Annotated in this window: 13 protein-coding genes and 1 pseudogene; 8 read left to right on the forward strand and 6 right to left on the reverse strand. The window is 66.5% G+C overall.

Annotation, left to right across the window (positions count from 1 at the left end):
• Nucleotides 1-104: 104 nt before the first annotated feature.
• Both OG844_RS44320 and OG844_RS44325 read left to right on the forward strand, forming a co-directional pair.
• Complete coding sequence (locus tag OG844_RS44320) at nucleotides 105-1568, forward strand: UvrD-helicase domain-containing protein (protein WP_406395957.1); 1464 nt, start codon at nucleotides 105-107, stop codon at nucleotides 1566-1568.
• 153 nt (nucleotides 1569-1721) lie between these two features.
• Nucleotides 1722-2309: an Imm21 family immunity protein gene (locus tag OG844_RS44325; RefSeq protein WP_406387512.1), complete on the forward strand. Its 588-nt coding sequence runs from the start codon at nucleotides 1722-1724 to the stop codon at nucleotides 2307-2309.
• Here the strand turns inward: OG844_RS44325 and OG844_RS44330 are convergent.
• A pseudogene (locus OG844_RS44330) lies at nucleotides 2211-3085 on the reverse strand (transposase). The gene OG844_RS44325 and the pseudogene OG844_RS44330 overlap by 99 nt on opposite strands.
• A 76-nt stretch (nucleotides 3086-3161) precedes the next feature.
• Between OG844_RS44330 and OG844_RS44335 the strand changes: the two are divergent.
• From OG844_RS44335 to OG844_RS44345, 3 genes are all read left to right on the forward strand, one after another.
• Nucleotides 3162-3644 carry a hypothetical protein gene (locus OG844_RS44335; RefSeq protein WP_406387510.1) on the forward strand — a complete coding sequence of 161 codons (483 nt, stop codon included), beginning with the start codon at nucleotides 3162-3164 and terminating at the stop codon, nucleotides 3642-3644.
• A gap of 227 nt (nucleotides 3645-3871) precedes the next feature.
• On the forward strand, nucleotides 3872-4234 hold the full coding sequence (locus OG844_RS44340) for a UBP-type zinc finger domain-containing protein (RefSeq protein ID WP_406387508.1): 363 nt from the start codon (nucleotides 3872-3874) through the stop codon (nucleotides 4232-4234).
• A 763-nt stretch (nucleotides 4235-4997) separates the two neighbouring features.
• Entirely contained in the window at nucleotides 4998-5645 is a 648-nt protein-coding gene (locus OG844_RS44345) for a DsbA family oxidoreductase (protein WP_406387507.1), read from the forward strand.
• A 548-nt stretch (nucleotides 5646-6193) separates the two neighbouring features.
• On the opposite strand, the gene OG844_RS44350 is transcribed toward OG844_RS44345, so the two are convergent.
• Genes OG844_RS44350 through OG844_RS44360 form a run of 3 tightly spaced genes read right to left on the reverse strand, consistent with a single transcriptional unit; the run spans nucleotide 6194 to nucleotide 8360 of the window.
• Entirely contained in the window at nucleotides 6194-6571 is a 378-nt protein-coding gene (locus OG844_RS44350) for a DoxX family protein (RefSeq protein ID WP_406387506.1), read from the reverse strand.
• Between the two features lie 58 nt (nucleotides 6572-6629).
• On the reverse strand, nucleotides 6630-7325 hold the full coding sequence (locus tag OG844_RS44355) for an NADPH-dependent F420 reductase (RefSeq protein WP_406387505.1): 696 nt from the start codon (nucleotides 7323-7325) through the stop codon (nucleotides 6630-6632).
• Nucleotides 7326-7328: 3 nt separating this feature from the next.
• On the reverse strand, nucleotides 7329-8360 hold the full coding sequence (locus OG844_RS44360) for an LLM class flavin-dependent oxidoreductase (RefSeq protein ID WP_406395956.1): 1032 nt from the start codon (nucleotides 8358-8360) through the stop codon (nucleotides 7329-7331).
• 92 nt (nucleotides 8361-8452) lie between these two features.
• On the opposite strand from OG844_RS44360, the gene OG844_RS44365 reads away from it, so the two are divergent.
• Together OG844_RS44365 and OG844_RS44370 are read left to right on the forward strand one after the other, a co-directional pair.
• Nucleotides 8453-8962 (forward strand): MarR family winged helix-turn-helix transcriptional regulator, encoded by a 510-nt coding sequence (locus tag OG844_RS44365; protein ID WP_406387504.1) that lies wholly within the window; start codon nucleotides 8453-8455, stop codon nucleotides 8960-8962.
• A 686-nt stretch (nucleotides 8963-9648) separates the two neighbouring features.
• A complete protein-coding gene (locus OG844_RS44370; RefSeq protein WP_406387503.1) occupies nucleotides 9649-12975 on the forward strand; it encodes a S8 family peptidase in 3327 nt (1108 codons plus the stop codon).
• A gap of 233 nt (nucleotides 12976-13208) precedes the next feature.
• On the opposite strand, the gene OG844_RS44375 is transcribed toward OG844_RS44370, so the two are convergent.
• Complete coding sequence (locus OG844_RS44375; RefSeq protein ID WP_406387502.1) at nucleotides 13209-13385, reverse strand: hypothetical protein; 177 nt, start codon at nucleotides 13383-13385, stop codon at nucleotides 13209-13211.
• Nucleotides 13386-14129: 744 nt separating this feature from the next.
• Between OG844_RS44375 and OG844_RS44380 the strand changes: the two genes are divergently transcribed.
• Nucleotides 14130-14891: a VOC family protein gene (locus OG844_RS44380; protein WP_406387500.1), complete on the forward strand. Its 762-nt coding sequence runs from the start codon at nucleotides 14130-14132 to the stop codon at nucleotides 14889-14891.
• Nucleotides 14892-15145: 254 nt separating this feature from the next.
• Here OG844_RS44380 and OG844_RS44385 read toward each other — a convergent pair whose 3' ends face one another.
• Nucleotides 15146-18793, reverse strand: coding sequence for a S8 family serine peptidase (locus OG844_RS44385; RefSeq protein WP_406387498.1), 3648 nt, complete (start codon nucleotides 18791-18793; stop codon nucleotides 15146-15148).
• Nucleotides 18794-19782: the final 989 nt, after the last annotated feature.

Consider the following 19782-nt stretch of genomic DNA (forward strand, 5'->3'; position numbering starts at 1 on the left):
CCCAACGCGCAGCCGACCTGCAACCACCACTGCAGAAACCCGGGCCGCGACGAAGCCGCACAACGCCTCACCGAACGCCGCCCACTCTTGGAGCCCTCCCGGTGCTGACGCTCACCGACGAACAGACCACCGCGGCCGACCGGTTCCACGCCGGCGATCACCTCACCCTTCAAGCAGGCGCAGGCACCGGCAAGACCAGCACGCTCGCACTCCTTGCACACCGCACCAAACGCACCGGCCGATACCTCGCCTACAACAAGGCAATCGCCCAGGACGCCGCCGCACGCTTCCCCGCAACCGTCACCTGCAAGACCGCCCACGCCCTCGCCTACGCCGCCATCGGCCACCGCTACCGCACCCGCCTTAACGGCCCCCGCCAACCCAGCTGGAAAACCGGGCAGGACCTCGGCATCACCAAAACCATCCGCATCGGCGACCGAGACCTCTCACCCCGCGCCCTGTCCTACGCAACCCTGCGCACCATCACCCGCTTCTGCCACTCCGCGGACCCAGCGCTCGCCGACCACCACGTCCCCAGACTGCGCAGCCTCGAGAACGCCGACGACCACAGCCAACTGACCCAGATCGTCATGCCCTTCGCCCGCAAGGCATGGGCAGACCTCCAGCACCCCATGAGCGGAGCCGTCCGATTCGACCACGACCACTACCTCAAAATCTGGGCACTTACCTGCCCCAGGATCCCCACAGACTTCCTCCTCCTGGACGAAGCCCAGGACACCAACCCCGTAGTCGAGCAGATCTTCAACGCCCAACGTGACCACGCCCAGCTCGTCATGGTCGGAGACTCAGCCCAAGCCATCTACCAATGGCGTGGCGCCCGCGACATCATGACCACCTTCCGCGGCACGGCTCTCACCCTGTCCAAGTCGTTCCGCTTCGGCCCCAGACTCGCCACCGAGGCCAACCGCTGGCTCGCCATCGCCGACGCACCCCTGCGCCTGGCAGGCACCGAAACCATCCCCACCACCCTCGGGCCGGTCGAACAACCCGATGCCATCCTGTGCCGCACCAACGTGGGCGCCATGCACGAAGTCATGCACCTGCTCGAAGCAGAGCTCCGGGTAGCTCTGACCGGGGGAGGCGAATCCCTGCGAGCCCTCGCTCGTGCGGCCGACGACCTCAGAGCGGGCCGCCGCACATCCCACCCCGAGCTCCTCCTCTTCCCCACCTGGGGCGACCTGCAGGACTACGCAGGAAACGACCCCGCCGGAGGAGACCTCCAGCCGCTCGTCGACCTGGTCGACACCCACGGCACCGACGCCATCCTCAACGCCGTCCACCGCCTCGATAGCGAGGACACCGCTGACGTGACCGTCTCGACCGCCCACAAAGCCAAAGGCCGTCAATGGGGGAGCATCAGGATCGCAGCTGACTTCACCCCGCCCCGCGACTCCGACGAGAAGGACGACAAAGGCCGGCCCATCCCTGGCCCCATCGACGAGGCCGAAGCCCGACTCGCCTACGTCGCAGTCACCCGCGCCCGCCACCAACTCGATATCGGGGGACTGACATGGGTGAACGACCACCCCGACGGAAGCCCCACATGATCAGCGCCCCGCCAGGGCCGGATGCCGTGTCCCACGTCCTGGGGCCGGTGCTAAAGGTTGTCCCGTAACTGCTGCTTGCGACGTTGAGCTTTCCCGTGCTGGGTTCCCATGAGCGCAGGGACGTTGTCAGAGGGCGAGGGCACACTGGCTCGCATGGTTAACCCTTCATCCACTGCAGACGATGCCTCCGGCCCCTTCCCTGTCTGGGTGGAGTCGATGGGCGGCCCTCTCATCGTCGTCCCCGTCTCTGCCCTGGCCTCCTGGGGCGGGAGTACGGAGAGTGGTCTTATGGCGGGAGACTCCACCGCCCCGGACGACTACGACCGGGCCTGCGCGGTGGACGATCTGGCCGGTGTGATCCCTGTTGACGCGAACGGTGCGCAAGCACTGGTGCTGGCCGATGAGCCGGCGACCAGTTGCTATCTGCCGCAGCACCGAGTGTTTCTGCGGTGGCTCGCTGCCGACTCCGAGGCCGGACTGAGTGCCGCGGCAGACACTGCCCTCGCAGATCCGGCCACGGAGTGGGATGAGAGCGGCACCTGGGTCTCGGACGGTCCGGCGGTACTCATGGACTCCGCATGGGCGGGTTCGGACTTGGGCATCGAGTACCCCTACGGCGGGATGCCCACCGTGGCACCGGTCTCACTGCCCGCCGGCCGCTGGCGGGTCCGCGCCACACAGACCAAGGTGGACGAGGAGAACTGGGTCGGCCTGGTCCAGCTCCTGCCCGCCGAATCCTGAACGCCGGGTGCGGTCAGTCGCGCGCGCAAGGTTGTGCAGATGAGCGATGCCGAGCATGGCGTGGTGCACGCCGTCCTTTGAGGCGCAGTCGCGCAGGATCTTCCAGCTCGTCATCCGGGCGAAGGTGTGCTCGACGCGGGCGCGGACCTGTTTGTGGGAGCGATTGTGCTTCTCCCTCCAGGGCGGGAGTTCTTCGCCTTTACGGCGGCGGTGCGAGATGACCAGGCCGGTGCCCTGGTAGCCGCCGTCGGCGATCGTCATTGTGGTGCCGACGGCAGCCTTGGCCCCGGACTCCTCCCAGCCATGGGAGTCGTGGCGGCTTCCCGGCAAGGGCCGGCTGACCACCACGACCAGTCGGGCGTCAGCGTCGATGACGACCTGGTGGGCAGTGGAGTAGCGGTAGCTCTTCGACTGCTTGGCCACCGAGTGATCGCGGGTGGCACTAGGTCCCGTCGACAATGAGCACGGTGTCCTTGCGGAACTGGTTCCGCTGCCGGAGCGCCAGCAACGGCCCAATATGGTCGATGATCCGGTCCGCGGCCGACTTGGAGATCCCGAACAACGGAGCAAGCTGGCGCATCGTTAAGGTCGTGCGCCAGTACGCCGCCACCAGCAGGACACGGTCCTCTAGCGACAGGCTCCAGGGCCGGCCGCGCTGCTGATCCACGCCTTGCTCGCGTCGTACCGAGGCAACCAACTCTTGCCGAACAGCACGAGCTCAGCCCAGTGAAGGGCTCTAGCCAGGACGGCACCGACGCCGATATCGCACCAGCCACGACGTGATCGTTTCACTCGGTGAGAAGCAATCATCGTCCCGTACCCTCTCGGCCTGAGCAGGTTCAGAATGTCGCCATGGCGGACGAAGAGCACAACGAGGCAGCTGCACGCTCATTCCTGTCATGCGCCACCGAGGTGGCGCGGCTGATGGATCTCGGGAACGCGGCCGACGTACCGGAAGCACGCCGCGCACGGCACCTGGCCCATGCGGTGCGCAAGCCACTGCTCCAACGTGCCAACCTGCCCGAAGAGTTCTTCGCCCCGTTGATGGCTGCAGCCGTCTATGACCCGGACCCCAGCTTCTGCCTCTGGTTCGTCGAACCAGCGGTCTATGCCTTCGGGCGCCACCGGGTCATGACCGCCCTGCTCGACTATCGACAGACCGGCACGGACGCCGAGCAGGCAGGCGCTGAGCGGGCCTGGTATTGCGCCCACATACCGCTCCGCGCAGACCGGTCCCCGGCCTATGCACCCGGCGGAAGGCGCGATCCCGCTATGGATGAATCCCGCGAAGTGAGAGACGAATGGAGGGAGACCCTTCGGCGATCAGCCACATGACCGGGCCAGCGCCCAGCTCTCCGGTTGCTGGGGCGAGGCAGCGGGGATGGTTGCCAGCGCCGAGCCGGGGAGCGCGTAGCTTCCCAGCACCCCGATTGTTCCGTGAGCGGCCAGGTGAACGCACCGACCCTGTGGCCGGGGCGACTGGCGATCACGTGCTCACGGCGCGAACCTGGCTACGAGGGCATGAGTGCCTCCAGGGTTCGACAACGATCGAGGAGCAGCCCATGGCAGGCGACCGGATTGCCGGTATCGACCCGACCGCACGACCCAGCGGCACCGGATGTGTCGAGTGCCTGGCGGGTGATGGGCCAGGGTGGTGGATGCACTTGCGACGGTGCGCCGAGTGCGGGCACATAGGCTGCTGCGACTCGTCCCCCTCACGGCATGGGACACGCCACGCGATGGAATCGGGCCACCCATTCCTCACCAGTTTTGAGCCGGGCGAGAGCTGGTTCTGGAACGTGCAGACCGAGCAGTACTACAAGGATGGCCCCGAACTTTCCGAACCCACCGCCCGCCCGCTTGCACAGCCCGCGCCCGGACCTGCTGGGCCTGTACCGGCCGACTGGCAGCAGCAACTGCACTGACACAGCGCTCATGGCAGCCAAGGCTCCGACCGCCAAGTCCGGACCTGCAAAGCAGGCGGCTGCGATGGCGTGTTGGATGCCCTCTGCCCGAGGACGACGGAACGTGCGAACCGGCCTGGTGTCTGCTGCGAAGCAAAGATGGCGGCTTCCTGCCGCTCCTCCAGCTCGACTACGACGTGCCGGATGACGCGCAGAACGCGGTGGGCCGGGATAGTACGCGCGGTGCCGGACTGAGTCCGCACAGGACGATATGGCCGCCCGTGACGTCTCTCAAGATGGAAGCGTTGTGCGACGACGTTCGACCTGGAGCCCAGCCCGGCGCACCACTGAGCCTCCGTCGCGCTGCGGGTCGCCGTGACCGACGCACTCGGCAACAGCGTCCACCGCACAGTGACCGCCCCGTCTCCACCGCGGCACCGCATGAGCCCCGACATCGGTTCCGCGAACTGAACCACCGAGCACAAGGGGTCCGGGGGCGTGGAGCTGCCAGTCTCCCTCTGTGCCCTGCCGTGCCGAGCTTGATGACCCTCCGCGGTGCCGCCGACGGCGGCGCGGAAGGATCCGTTGCACTCGATCTAGCAGCTTCCAGCGAACACAAGGCCTTCCACCAGGCACGTTGGCAAAAGATGGTCGGTCGTCTATTCTCGTGAGAGAGGTACTGGTCAGCATTGGGATGTCACTCGGTGTGATGGGCTGATCGGGCATCCCTTCATTCCGTGCCGGGCGCTGGAAGCCCGCCGCCCCCGCATAGAGGAGATTCCAGATGATGCGTGTCGACATGTGGACCGATGTCGCTTGCCCGTGGTGCTACATAGGTCGGGAGCACTTCAGTAGAGGGCTCGCCGCCTTCGCGCACCGTGACCAGGTCGAGGTCGTGCACCGATCCTTCGAGCTCAATCCCCAGGCCGAGAACGGCACGGTTCCGATCATCGACGCGGTCGCGGCACAGTACGGTCGCACCCGCGAGCAGCAGGTCGCGCGGGAGGAGCAGGCCGCGGCCATGGCGAACGCCGTTGGCCTTGAGTTCCGCGTCGGCGGACGTGTCTTCGGGAACACCTTTGACGTGTACCGTCTCTCGCACTTCGCCGGCACCCGCGGCTTGCAGGGCAAGCTCCTGGACCTCGCCTTCCGGGTCAACTTCGCGGAGGAAGCCTCGATCTACGACCGGGAGACCCTGGTGGGCGTAGGCGTGGAGGCGGGGCTGGGCGAGGCGGAGGTGCGAGAGGTGCTCGACAATCCGGACGCGTTCGCCGAAGAAGTGCGGTCCGACGAGCGACTTGCCGCGGAACTCGGCACGGGCGGCGTGCCTTTCTTCGTGCTGGACCGGAGCTACGGGGTGAGTGGTGTCCAGTCACCCGAGGCGTTTACCCAGGCACTGGAACAGGCTTGGGCGGATCGGCCGGCTGCGTAACGGCTCCGACGACGCCAGTCGGTTGGCGCGGGCCGCCGGGGCACCCTTCCTGCCGAGCTGCGCGTGGTGCGGGAAGGCGGGGCGGACGGCCTCGCGCACGTCATGGTCGATGACGACCGCGGCGAGTGCCTTGTGCCGGTGAACGCTCAGCGCTGGAGGCCTGACGATCCCACCACGGCGGAACGGTTCCGGAAGGCTAACGCCGTGTCCGACGGCACCGCTTCAGTGTTCGGAAAAGCCCCGCTCGCCGCGGAGCTCCAGGCGCGGTCGATTGGATCGTCGACACCTTCCGAAAGGACGGTCTGGGGTGGCGATCACGGCCGTCGATGAGGGCTCCTACCGGTTGCCGGCCACCGGGCAACGAGCCCGCACCGGACATCGAGCAACTCAAGCGGATTGCCCTCGGCATGAGGGGCAGGACAGCCCCTGACCCTGCGACTTGGGCAGCCGGACGAAGGCGGTCCTTCGGCCACAGATCGTCCACTCAGCTGAACCAGCGACGACGCGCACGATCGTGCGCGTCGTCGCTGGTTGGTTGTTCGGCCGGTTCAGAATGCGTGTGGGCCGAAGCGGCCCCAGGCAACGAAGGCGGCCAAGACGAGCAGGATCACGTTTATGACGACGGCCTGGTTCTCCTTGCGGCGGCCGTGCACGGTCATGGCGCCGATCATCATCAGGATCAGCCCGGTGGCGGCCAGGGGGACGAGGAGGGGGGCGACGTTCAGCAGCGCGGGGAGGATCAGGCCGATCGCGGCGAGGACCTCGGCGAGGCCGATCAGCTTGATCATGGCGGGGGAGAACGGCTCGGCCCAGGCCATGTTGGGGCTGGCGGCCAGCTTTTCCTTGGGCTGGAGCAGCTTGGCCGCGCCGCCGCCGAGGAAGAGGACGGCCAGCAAGCTGGCGCTGATCCACAGGACGACGTTCATTTTTCTTTTCCTGACTGTAAGCGCAATGGCGCGTTGGTAGGGGTGGGCGTGGTGGGGGTCAGTGATGGGCGTTGCGGGGTGGTGTGGCGCGGGCCTGGGCGAGCATGCGGCCGGAGTCAGAGGCCGGGAAACGGTCCAGCATCGCCCGCAGGTCCGCGGCGTCGGTGTTGGCGCCGAACAGCTCGGTGCCGGGCTGCATGCGCACACCTTCGGCCAGTGCCCCGGCCACGACCGGGTCGAAGCCGAGGGCGTCGACCAGGGCCGCGGTCACGGTGAGGTCGTCCGGGTCGTCTCCGGCGATCGCGATCGCCTTGCGATCGGGGACGCCGGGCGGGCGGGCGCCTTCCTCGAGATCGTGGTAGCCCATGTGGTTGAAGGCTTTGACGATCCGTGACTGCGGGAGGAAGGCCTGCACGATCTCGCTGGAGGAGGTGCGCGGGTCGGTGAGGTCGTCCCGGACGCCGTCGACCTCCCACCAGTAGTTCATGGCGTCGATCACGAGCTTGCCGGCCAACGCGTCAGCAGGCAGGGCGCGGTGCTTGCCCAGAGGCAGGGCAGACACGACGATGTCGGCGCGCTGGGCGGCCTGGTCCGTGGTCACCGGGAGGGCACCGGGCGTGAGGACGTCCACGATGAGGGCGATCCTGGCCGGGTCGCCGGAGCCGGCGATCAGAACGTCGTAGCCTGCGGCGACGGCGAGCCGGGCCAGGACGGTGCCGACCTTGCCGGCGCCCAGGACGCCGAGGGTGGTCATGGCTCAACCCGCCAGGATGTCGCGGACCATGGGCGCCACCTTCGCACCGAACAGCTCGACCGTGCGCATGCGTGCCGAGGCCGGCTGGTCCCCGGCGCTGTAGATCATGTCGAAGCGGCCCACGCCCAGCGCCGTGATCGTGCGGGCGATCTTGCGGGCGACGGTCTCGGGCGCGCCGATGTACATCGAGCCGTGCTCGACCTCTGCGTCGAATTCGGCGCGGCGCACCGGCGGCCAGCCGCGCAGCGCGCCGATCCGGTCCCGTATCACCTTGTAGGACGGGTAGTACAGCTCCTTGGCCTCTTCGTCGGTGTCGGCCACGAATCCGGGCGAGTGCATACCCACGGGGTGGGGGTGCGTGCCGAACTGTTCGGCGGCCCGCCGGTACAGGTCGATGTGGGGCTCGAAGCGCTCAGGGGAGCCGCCGATGATCGCGAGCATGAGTGGCAGGCCGTGCCGTGCGGTGCGAACCAGAGACTGGGGGGAGCCGCCGACGCCGACCCAGGTGTCCAGGCGGCCGGACTCGGTCTTGGGGAACACCTCGGCGTTGTCCAGGGCGGCGCGGGTGGTGCCGCTCCAGGTGACCGGCTCCTCGTCCAGCAGTTTCACGAACAGTTCGAGCTTCTCCTCGAACAGCAGGTCGTAGTCGCTCAGGTCGTAGCCGAACAGCGGGAAGGACTCGGTGAACGAGCCGCGGCCCAAGATTGTCTGGGCGCGGCCGCGGGAGATCGCGTCCACGGTGGCGAAACGCTGGAAGACGCGCACCGGGTCATCGGAGCTCAGCACGGTCACGCCGGAGGCGAGCTTGATGCGCGAGGTGCGGGAGGCGATGCCGGCCAGGACGGTCTCCGGGGTGGAGATCGAGTACTCCGGGCGGTGGTGCTCACCGACGGCGATGACGTCGACGCCGAGTTCGTCGGCGAGTACGGCCTCTTCCACGACCTGCCGGATGGCAGCGGCGTGGGAGACCGGCATACCGGAGTCGTCCGCCGGGATGTCGCCGAAGGTGTCCAGGCCCAGCACAAGGTCTTCCATGGTGTTCACTTCCGCGATGATTGACATGTCAATGTTGACGCTTCAACTATGACGTCATATGCTTGACGCGTCAAGTAAGAGGGAATGTGACCATGCCGGAACGGAAACTGCCCACCCGCGAGGAACTGCGCACCTGGCGGGACTTCATCGAGACCACCGAAGCGCTGCGAACAATCCTTGCCGCCCGCCTGCAGGACGACACCGATCTGTCCCCAGGCGACTACGCCGTCCTGCTCGCGCTGAGCGAGGCCGAGCACGGCCGACTCCGGTCCTCCGAACTGGCCGTGGTGATCGGCTGGGAACGCAGCCGCCTGTCCCATCACCTGGGCCGCATGGAACGACGCGGGCTGATCCGTCGCGAGAAGTGCTCCACCGACAGCCGCGGCGCGGACATCGCCATGGCGCCCACCGGCGCCAAGGCATTCGAGACGGCCACCTTCCCGCACCTGCGCGCCGTCCGCGAGCTGTTCATCGACGCCCTGTCGCCCGACCAGCTCGCCGCCGCGGGCGAGATCGCTGCTGCCCTGCACACCCACCTCGACCTGCGCCGCCCGAACACGCACACCCCCAAGCGAAACCCGGGCACCGAAGCCAACCGCTGACCCGGATGACCGCCGACCATCCGGAGGGGGCTATCCCACCCGCGGCCACGCCGTCATCGACCGAACCCGGTACCTCCCCAAGGAGCGGACGCCGGTGAGGAGCGCCACGAAACGGTTGGTGTGCCCGAGGCGTTGACGATCGCGACCAAGACCGTCCAGACCCAGGCCATGCCCATCAAGGCCCGCGCCGCCAGGGCCCGCGAGCTTCTTCACCGGGGACGACGCCCCAACTCACAGTTGGCCCGTCGACAGCTCGGCCATCGACGCTGCCGCGCATCAGGCGGCACGCGGCTCCGCTCGGGTGCGCCCCTCCAGGGCTTGAAACCCGCTCCCACACACCCCGCCCGCGTGTCCGCCCCTGCATGGCACGAATGAGTCATGGCGCAAGATCGCCAGAGCCGCCTCTTGAGTGGGAGGACAGCCATCACGATGATTTACGAGTCTTCGACGACTCGTCACGTCTGTCTGTCAGTTCACGCCTACGGGAATTCCGGCCGACAGTCCCTTAACCATGGCCGTATTTAGCAACTAACTCCTGGACGCGGTCATCCGTTGGCATCTGCTACACGCTTGTGCCGCGCTGTCCGCCGCAACCTGATCCAGCCATGCGATCCATGGGTGGACACAAGGTGAACGAGCGAGAGGAAGCCGTGAAACCCACGTCCCCGAAACATGCCCTGGGCGCAATGGTGGGCATCAGTATGCTGTTGGTCGCCCTGACCCCCTCGGTATCCCTGGCACTCGCAGATCCACCCGGCTCGGTCCTGGTGCCGACGCCGACGTCGGCGTTCGGGCCCAGCTCCGCAGTCAAGGGCACCCCAACCGAAACAGCTCAACGGTGGATCCCCCTGATCACAGGTGACCGGATCGGGGTGAACGCAAAGGGCGAAATCCGTTCCGTGCGCCCCGCCAAGGGGCGAGAGCACATACCCATCCGGACAGAGACCATCGGCAAGCACACCTATGCCATGCCGGATGACGCACGGAGCCTGGTACGCAGCGGCTGGCTGGACCGGCGCCTCTTCGACATCACCACATTGAGTACTCCCGCTTACGCACAGCGTCCGGGCCTGGGCCTCATCGTGATGTACGACGAGACACGTCCCAAGTCCAGGAAAGCCATTCGCTCCATCACAGGTGCCGAGGTCGAGCACACCTTGGCGAGCGTCAACGCCGACGCGGTCACCGCCCCTGCGAACGGCTCTACACAACTCTGGTCCACGCTCACGGACGGACCTGCCACCGCGACGAGCCGAACCGCTACACCGGGCGTCGCCTCGGTGTGGCTCGACGGGGTGGTCCAAGCAACTCTCGACCAGAGCGTGCCGCAAATCGGCGCCCCCGAAGCGTGGGCGGCCGGCTTCGACGGCACGGGCACACGCATCGCCATCCTGGACAGCGGCGTTGATGCCACCCACCCCGATCTCGCGGGGCAGGTCATTGCTGAGCGCAACTTCTCCACCTCACTGAACACGCAGGACCTGTACGGCCACGGCACGCACGTAGCGTCCATCGCGGCCGGCACCGGGGCCAAGTCAGAAGGCACATACAAAGGAGTAGCGCCCGGCGCCCGCATCCTGAACGGCAAAGTGCTCAACGACGAGGGCACCGGCAGCCTCTCCGGCGTAATCGTCGGCATGGAATGGGCGGCAGCGCAGAAGGCGGATGTCGCCAACGTCAGCCTGGGCACCTACGACACTCCAGGGATCGACCCGGTGGAGGCGGCCGTCAACAAGCTGTCGGCCGAGAGCGGAACCCTCTTCGTCATCGCGGCCGGAAACAACGGCCAGGAAGGCTCCGGTACGGTCGGCACACCCGGCAGTGCGGAAGCCGCTCTCACCGTCGGAGCTGTGGACAAGCAAGACCGTCTCGCTCCGTTCTCCAGCACAGGCCCCCGCATCGGCGACTCTGGGATCAAACCCGACCTCACGGCACCCGGAGTGGCCATTGCAGCCGCAGCTGCGAAAGGCAGCCTGCTTGCTGACAGGGGTGATCAAGTAGCCGAAGGGTACGTGGGCCTCAGCGGTACCTCCATGGCCACCCCGCACGTCGCCGGTGCCGCTGCGCTTCTCGCCCAGCAGCATCCCGACTGGACTGGCGATGACATCAAGAAGGCGCTGCTCACCTCAACAACGCCGGGCGCGTACACACCGTTTGAGCAGGGCTCGGGCCGGGTCGACCTGCGCAAGGCGATCAAGCAGACGGTGACCACCCGGGAGGCGTCCCTCTCCTTCGGTATTGCACTGTGGCCGCACACCGATGATCAGCCGGTCAGTAAGAACCTCACCTACCGCAACATGGGCAGTGCCGCCATAACCCTCAAGCTGACCATGGATGCCACCGGCCCTGACGGCAGCCCCGTGCCCAACGGAATGTTCACCTTCGACGACCAGGTCACCATCGCGCCGCACGGCGAGGCGACCGTGAAGGTCACCGCCGATACCCGACTCGGCGGCGACACAGTGGGTGCCTTTACCGGGCGGATCACAGCTGAAGGAGACGGGCAGACAGTCGGCACCGCACTCGCAGTGGACCGTGAGGCGGAGAGATTCACTCTCACCGTGAAGCCCCTGGACCGCAAGGGCAAGCCCGCTGCCGCCCCCTCCTGGGATGCATACATGGTGGGCATGGCCGGTCCCGCCGCGGGCGCATCCGTCCTCCTTTTTGGAGACACATACTCGGTGCGGGTCCCCAGGGGGCAGTACTTCCTCAACAGCATGCTCAGAGTCGACCCTGCCGGGTCGACCGCCCAGGGCATTGACTGGATCAACCAGCCCATGCTTGAGATCACCAAGGACACCACGGTCACGTTGGATGCCCGCACCGCCCGGGAGATCGACGTTACGGTCCCAGGCCGCACTGTCAGCCAAATCTTTGGCCACATCAGTGCACACGCCGATCCGGTTGACGGAGTTGGCAGCGGGTTCGGTGTCTTCGTCGCATCCTTCAAAGAATTTCATTCCGCCCACCTGGGCCCGAAGGTGAACCCTGATCTCCGGCTGAGCCAACAGCTCAGTCTCTCGTTCTCCACCGGAGCCAAGGGTCACGATGAATACCATCTGGTGTACGAGCCGAAGGGCGACAAACTACTGACCGGCTTCACGCACCACGTCAGGGACCGCGAACTTTCGAAGGTCAGGGTGAGTCTCGGAGCACCGGCGAGAGGCAAAATCGGGTTCGTCACCCCTGTTACGGAGAACGGTGCTGGTCTCGGCACCGAGCGGCCTCTCCCCGACACAACGACACTCCACTTGTTGTCGGAAAATCCCTCGTGGCTGCTGCTGTTCGACCAGGTGGATACACACAACAACTTCGAGAGCAACTACACCTCACCCGTACGGACGTTCACGCCGGGCCGCTCCTACCGGCACGAATTCAACATGGGCGTCTTCGGCCCCGACCTCCCGGAGGGCGCCGGCTTCGTGCGGGCCGACGAGGCGCTCTTGGGAACCCTGCCGATTCTGTCGGACGGCAGCGGTAACGAAAGCAACAACAACTCGGCGTATGAAAGTGCTCAAACGACCCTATACGGCAACGGAGAGATGCTCCGCACGAGCATCTACCCGATGGACTTCTTCTACATCGCGGCCAACGAGCGAACCGACTACCGACTGACTGCCTCGATCGCCCGCGGCGCAGTCACCGACGTCTCCACGAACGTCACCGCGAGCTGGACATTCTCCTCTGAATACGCACCGGGAATCACCGTACTTCCCGTATCCGTCGTGCGCTTCACCCCCAAGCTGTCCCTGGACAACACCGCCAAGGCAAGGGCGAAGATGGCCGTACCAGTGACTGTGAAGGGCTCTGCAGCGGGACGAAACCTCAAGTCCCTGCGAGTCCAAGTCTCCTACGACCACGGAGCCCACTGGCACGAGCAGCCCGTGCGTAACGGACGGGTCCAAATCACCAACCCCGAAGCCGGCGGCAGCGTCTCCTTCAAGGCCCAAGCAGTCGACAAGCAAGGCAACGCCGTCAACGAAACCATCTACGACGCGTACCTGACCAAGTAGAACCGCCATCGACCGAAACGCAGGCCCCCGCCAGCAGCGGGGGCCTGCGTCATGGACCTTCGAGAGACCTGCAAGTGCCGCAGTGAACCTCCCCAGTCACCCTGCGAGCTGCAACTACTGGTCCCAGCGGCGAAGCACTGGTGGCCGTAGAAACCGCTACGAAGCGGCGATCGACATGCACAGCGCCCGACGGCGGGGCCAGCAGGCGCCGAGCCGGTCATCAGCGTCGATGTTCAATGGTCCGCCGATCCCGCGCCTCGGAGCAGGCGCTCCTGTTCCTGAGCGGCCGTGCGCAGGCGACGGCCTTCCCTTTTGAGTCCTTCGTCATTTAGCGCGTGTCCGTAGGACTCCTCGATCAGGCCGCGGGCTTTGAGCGCCTTCGCTCGCACGAGCCTGCGCAGGTCGTGCATGGTGCCTCCTGTGAATTCGGCGATCAGGTTCGCTTCCCGGTCTGGTTAACGGACCGGCCGAATCACGCCGACGCTTCTCTTACCAGGGTGCCATGCCACCTCCCGTGGCGCTCGATTCCGGCACTGATGAGAATCGGAACGGGGCGGTCTCGCTGGACTGCGATCGTGTGTGCGGATCAGCACGCGTCCCGGGGGCGCAAAAGTGTCCTGTACGGCGAATCGCACGACAAAACCGCCTCTCACTGAAGCAATGAGCAGCCCGGCGTCGGCCGCCAAGGCAGTATTTGTTGGCGCGCGATATCGATCCGGCCGGAGCCACCCAGACCGACCACGTCCTGCCGGCCGCTGGTGGACACTGGACGAGTTGCGCTCCACTGCCGCGACGGTTTATTCCCTTGGGCTCGGAGAGTTGATTTCCCATGTCTTCACCGAAGTCTCGGAGCATCCTGTGGTCCGGGCTGAGTTGTCCCTCTTAAGGCGGCGTCCTGCACGGGGCTCGCTCGTTGAGTTAAGTGGGGAACGGTGTGCGCGTTCGAGTCGTCAAGATCGATTGCGGAGGACAGTGGACCCGCCGATTCCGACGTCGCGGACGGGGCGACAATCCGGGTCGAAATAATGGTGAACGATTAGAGTGGGTGACAGGCCGTGACGACGAACTGGCCGCCCCACCTCCCCTTCGGCCTATTCGGCAAGGGGAATCCGACACCAGTTACCCGGACGCCGATGTATGGGAGCGGGAAAGCGATGACAGCCCTTAAGCAGAATGTCCCGGTGATCGGCGCACCATGCTGGGTGAACTTGATGAGCCATGACCTCGAGGCCGCACATGCGTTCTACCGAGCGGTGCTGAGCTGGGAGTTCAGGAACAGTGGCCTCGGTGATGAGTTCTCGGTCGCCCTGGCCAGTGGTGGCAGCCCTGTCGCTGGGGTCGGCTCCCGCTCGAACTCAATCTGCCTTCCTGCAGTCTGGACGCCATACTTTGCAGTGACGGACGCGGACCAAGCCGGAGCCCGGATCAGAGAACGGGGAGGCATTGTCGCTATCGGCCCGATTGCCATGGGCGGCGGCCGCGCAGGCCTGGCCGCGGATCCAGATGGAGCGGTCTTCGGATTCTGGGAAGGCCCCACTCTGGCCTGGTCGGTTGGAGACGGAGCTGCTCCGGCCCGGCTCGCTCTGCAGACCCGCGACGCACGCAATGCCGCCAGCTTCTACACCCAGGTCTTCAAATGGGCCGAGCCCGACTTCCATCTTGACCACGACCACAACCAGATCGGCGTCCAAGCTGGTGGACAGACCGTCGCTGTGCTGCGTGAAGGAGGCAACGAAGCCGACTTCGGTCTCCAGATCTGGCCTCGGTGGATCGTCGACTTTCACGTGGAGGACCCCCCCGGCACAGCGGCTGCCGCAGTGGATGCCGGAGGCATGTCCTCCCGGGTGGCCGGGGCAGGGGAAGCACACGTGATCCGTGACTCCGAAGGCGGCATCTTCGCCATCTCCAAGGTCTGAAGCGATGTCGCCGGACCTGGACGATAACTAGTCCGCAGGGACGACGGGTTGGCGAATTGGGCACCCCTTGGCCGTGCCGTGTGTTCTTCCCACGGCCTGTCCTGCAGTGCACCTGCGCTCGGCCTGCCGATTGGCGATCTTCGACGGAAATAGAGGGTTCGCGAAGCCAGAAACAGTTCCGATCACGGCTACCGGACCACACCTCCACGCAGCGGGCCGGAGCATGGTGCCCGCTCCGGCCCGCTGTCGCAGAGCTACTTCAGGCCGAAGGCCCTGGTGATGGTCTGGTTCACCGCATTGCCCTGGTCGTCACTGGCCGTCGCGCGGATGGTGACGTACGAGGCCCGCTTCGGGGCGTCCAGGGTGGTGCGCCAGCTGCCGCCGATGTGGGTCAGCGGGGCCTTGTGCCACGTGGCGCCGTCGTCGTAGGAGAGCTCCAGGCTGACCTTGCCGATGGCCGAGGTGGGCGGGAGGTGCTGTCCGGGGTCGGGCGACGTCAGGTGCGAAGCAGTGACACTGACGCGCGCGTCACGGTGGGTTCTGCCCTTGACGTCGGTATCGACGTCGTAGTCGAGCTGGATCAGCGGCAGGGCGACGCCCCGGTTCGGCGCGCCGGGGGCGGAGATGAAGTCCCATGCCGTCTTGGTGGAGGTGGAGTACGGATTGGCCCCGTTGCCGCGGGCAGTGGTGAGGACGTACCGGTACGGCAGCGGCACCGGCTTCAGGCCGTCGGTGTAGGCGTAAGTGCCGTCGAAGGTTTTCAACAGGGTGCTGCCCTGATAGAGCGACGCCGTGGCCTTGGCGTCCGCGGAGCGCGCGTATCCCTCACGGCGGGTGCCGGCGTCGCCCCAGCCTGGGACGTCGACGAACATCATGTCGTCCTGCCGCCAGGTGACTGAGCCGGGGGTCGCGAAGTTGAGGCGGGGCCGGGCGATCGGGGCGAACCATTGATCGCGGGTGGTTCTGTTGGGCGCGTAGGAGCGCTGCGGCGCCACAACCCTGACCTCTTCGAGAACGGTGGCGGCCTGTGCCCACTGAACGCCGGAGCCGGTTGAGACCCAGTCGGTACGGGTGCCCTGCGCGGGGCGCGGGAGTTCCCTGCCCAGCCCCAGCAGTGAGAATCCGGGCCAGATGTCGTACCGGTACTCCTGGGCGTCGGCCGCACGGTAGTTGTTGAACGCCATCTCGACCTTGGCAAGTTCCTTGACGCCAGGACGGTAGGTCATGTCAGCCGGCAGAGCGCCGTCCCAGACATGTGTCAGGTCGTACAAGTACTCGGTGGCCGGGTGGGAGAACACCTGCACGGTGGGGTTGCCAGACGTGGTGAGGCGGCGGATCAAACGCTCACCCTGGTCGACGCCGACGGATACGACCGTAAGCGGCGGGGTGACCTGCGTGCGCGGGTCCAGCCGCCAGTTGACGCCGTTATCGACCACGATCAGCATGGTGGCCCCGGCCGCGGCGGCGGCCGCCGTCTGGTCGGGCAGTGGCACGGTGTCATTGCGCCGCACAACAGCGGCCTTCCCGCGTACCTTGCGGCCGGCGTAGTCGGCGGGTGCACCCTGTCCGAGGTAGACAGCGTCAGGCCGGCTGTTCCCCTTGGGGAGCGGCTTGGCCCCACGGCGAACGAGGATGTCGTCGACGGGACTCTTCTCCGAGGTGAGCTTCAGCGCCGGCTGTTCGTTGCGCCAACGGGCCCGTACGGTGAAGTCACCGTCACTGACCTTCTTACCGGTGGCCGATGCGTAGAAGCTGTCGTAGTCGGGCCAGAAGCCGAAGTTCCACTCGAAGGAGCCGGAGGCCTCGCGCGTACGGCTGTAGTCGACGCGCATCGCGGTGGTGACGGACTCCTTCGGAGTGGCCGCATTCATACGGCGTGCCTTGGAGGCGTCCATGGTGAGAGTGGCGTCGCGGTTCAGAACGAAGTCCGGTTCGGCGACAAGGGCCATGCCACGCGAGCGCGGGCCGTTGGCGCCCTGCACAGGGATGGTTGTGGCGACAGTCCATGAGCCCTTGTCGACCATGAAGGCGACCGGGCCGTTGATGGTGGCCCATCCAGCGAGGCCGGGGTACTGGCCTTGCTGCAAGAACAGCAGCGTGTCCTCCGTGACGATCTGCCCGGAACGATCCTTGGGGATGATCGTCATCTTGAACTGTTCGCTCTGGGTACTGATGCCCACCGCGGTGGCCACCTTCACCGAACCGCCGGCTGCAGCCTCGATGCGGGCGTCATACACCCTGCCCGAGGAAGCCGCGTCCATGTGTGCGGTCACGGTCACGATGCTGGTGCCGTGCGCAGGCACGGTCACCGACGGAGCCGACAGGGTGAACAGACCGGAAGGAGTGCCCGCGGAACCCGTGACCTTCAAAGCAAGGGTGACGGGAGTGCCGGAGGTGTTGGCGTAGGTCACCTCCCGCTCAACAGTCGTGCCCGGGGCGGCAGGCCAGGACTGCAAGCCTGCAGAGACGACACCCGTGGCGGTCACGGTTGCCGACGTGACTGCTGCGGCGTCCACCCGCCCGTTGCCGGCCTGGTAGGCCGTGAACTTCGGGGTGGCCTTGGCGGTGCTGACCAACGCGTCCTTGATCTGGCGGCCGGTCCACCCGGGGTGCGCAGCTGCCACCAGCGCGGCCACGCCTGCCACGTGGGGCGTGGCCATGGACGTGCCGCTCAGCGGCATGTAGGAGCCGGAACCCGGTGAGAACTGCGAGCGGGCGGCCAGGATGTCGACACCGGGCGCGGTGATCTCCGGCTTGACGGCGGCATCAACGACGCGGGGCCCACGGGAGGAGAAATCAGCGAGGGTGTCGGAGGAGTCCACAGCGCCGACGGTCAGCGCCTCGTTCGCGGCCCCAGGGGCACCGATGGCCCCCTTGGGACCGCTGTTACCTGCGGCAACGGCGAACAGTGCCCCCGTCTCGGCGCTGAGGGCGTCGACGGCCAAGCTCATCGGGTCCGAGCCGTCACTGGGATCGTGGCTGCCCAGACTCATGCTGATGACCTTGGCGTGCTCTTGGCGCGCCGCCCACTCCATGCCGGCCAGAATCCAGGAGGTCTGGCCCCCGCCTGTGTCGTCCAGAACCTTGCCGACGTGCAGCCGGGCACCGGGGGCGACCCCCTTCTCCTTGCCGCTGGAAGCCGCGCCGGTACCGGCGATGGTCGATGCCACGTGAGTGCCGTGTCCGTTGCGGTCCACAGCCGTCTCATCGGGAACAAAGCTGTCCGCCGCGGCGATCCGGCTGACCAGGTCGGGATGTCCGGCATCAACACCGGTGTCCAGCACCGCGACATCGACGCCCTGCCCCGTGTTACCGCCCTGCCACACCTGCGGCGCGCCGATCTGGGCGACCGACTCGGCCAGATCAGCCTTCACCTTGCCGTCCAGCCACACGCGCTCGATACCACCGGCCAGCACCGGTGCGGCAGCCTTCGCACCACCCACAGCACGGGCAGCGCCGCCGAGGGCGCCGCCCAGGGTGTTGCGAGTCAGATCGGCGGGCTTCACACCCTTGGTGAGGGAGGACCAGAACTTCGCAGCATCATCGTGCTTCTGCGCCAGAGCTGCACCCCGGATGCTGCTCAGCGAGCGCACGCTCGCGGCGCCGGCGGGTACCGCCCTGGCGCGCGCATGGGCGACGTCGGAATAGCGCACGATCAGCGGCACACCGTCAGTACTGGCATCGTCGTAACCGTAGGCAAGCAGCCGGGTGATGTTGAAGAGGTTCTTGTCCAGGACGCCCGACGAGACGTACGGCATCACCTTGTGCGGATACACGTAGGTCTCGTCATCGATCCGAGTGGTATGAGCCGATACCGGACTGCCGTCGGCGCCTTCCACGGTCGTGACCATGGACGCACCGTTCCCGGTAACGGTCACCTTGTCGCCGCTGAGCAACGTCACGGTACGAGGGGCGGTGCCGGCACTGTGCACTGCTGCCTTCGCTGCGAGTGCCCCGTTGGCCGCGGAACCAACATGTGGTGGGGATGCAGACGCCGAGACAGCGCCGAGGGAAGGGAGTAGCGCCAGGGCGATGCCGAGCGCTACCCCCCGCCGACCAGAAGAAGGCGATGGAGGCATGGGAATTTCCTAGATAGACAAACAAGCATGTCGGACACGTATCCCGACGCATCATCCAGGGGGAATCCGGCTAGGCCAACGCGTGAAGATGTCGCATTGGTGTCACGTCCCAAAGGCGACACGAGAAGGCCCTCGGCGGCGACGAACTGCATCACGGGCGTGGTCTGTGACGCTCCGAGGCGCAGGGGAGGGCGGCGAAGTACCGCCTGGCGGCACGGAACCAGGATGGCTAAGCAGAGTTTCTCTGCCGCCAACGTCGTCCGGGCTTCCACAAGCAGGGCCCCCGGTGCCGCCAGAATTCTGCCTTCCGTGCTTGACACTTCAGGGCATGGTGTCTCCCGGCCCAGAGACACCATGGAACGGGGCTTGAGTACCGTCACTGCCCAAGAGAAGACAGGGGGAACCGACCAGAGGCGCCAGATTTTTTGCGGGATCACGCGGAAGAGCGGGTATTTAGCCTGGCCGACCAGCCGGGTTTCCGCTCTGGCGGAACGAGTCAGCCCCCTCAGCGCGCTGGGAGGTCCGCATTCCTACCGAGGCTGCGCTGACTCAAACCAGGGACACAGCCCACCCAGAAGGGCTGTGCCCTCGCGGGCATTGCTGTCACATCAAGAGCGTCGCACTCCCCATAGCCCAAGGCTTACGAAGGTCAGGCCTGCTGAAATGCTCCTGGGAGCCTCGTGGCTGCTTGGACGCCCCGCGGCAACGGTGGCCGCGTGGACAAAGTAACCGTCAGCCACGCGCCGGGTGTTCGCGCAAGCCGACCACTTGAGCCCCCTGTCTCCCAGTTGCAGAGGGCGAGTTCCCCTCAG

Source organism: Streptomyces sp. NBC_00887, assembly GCF_045207585.1.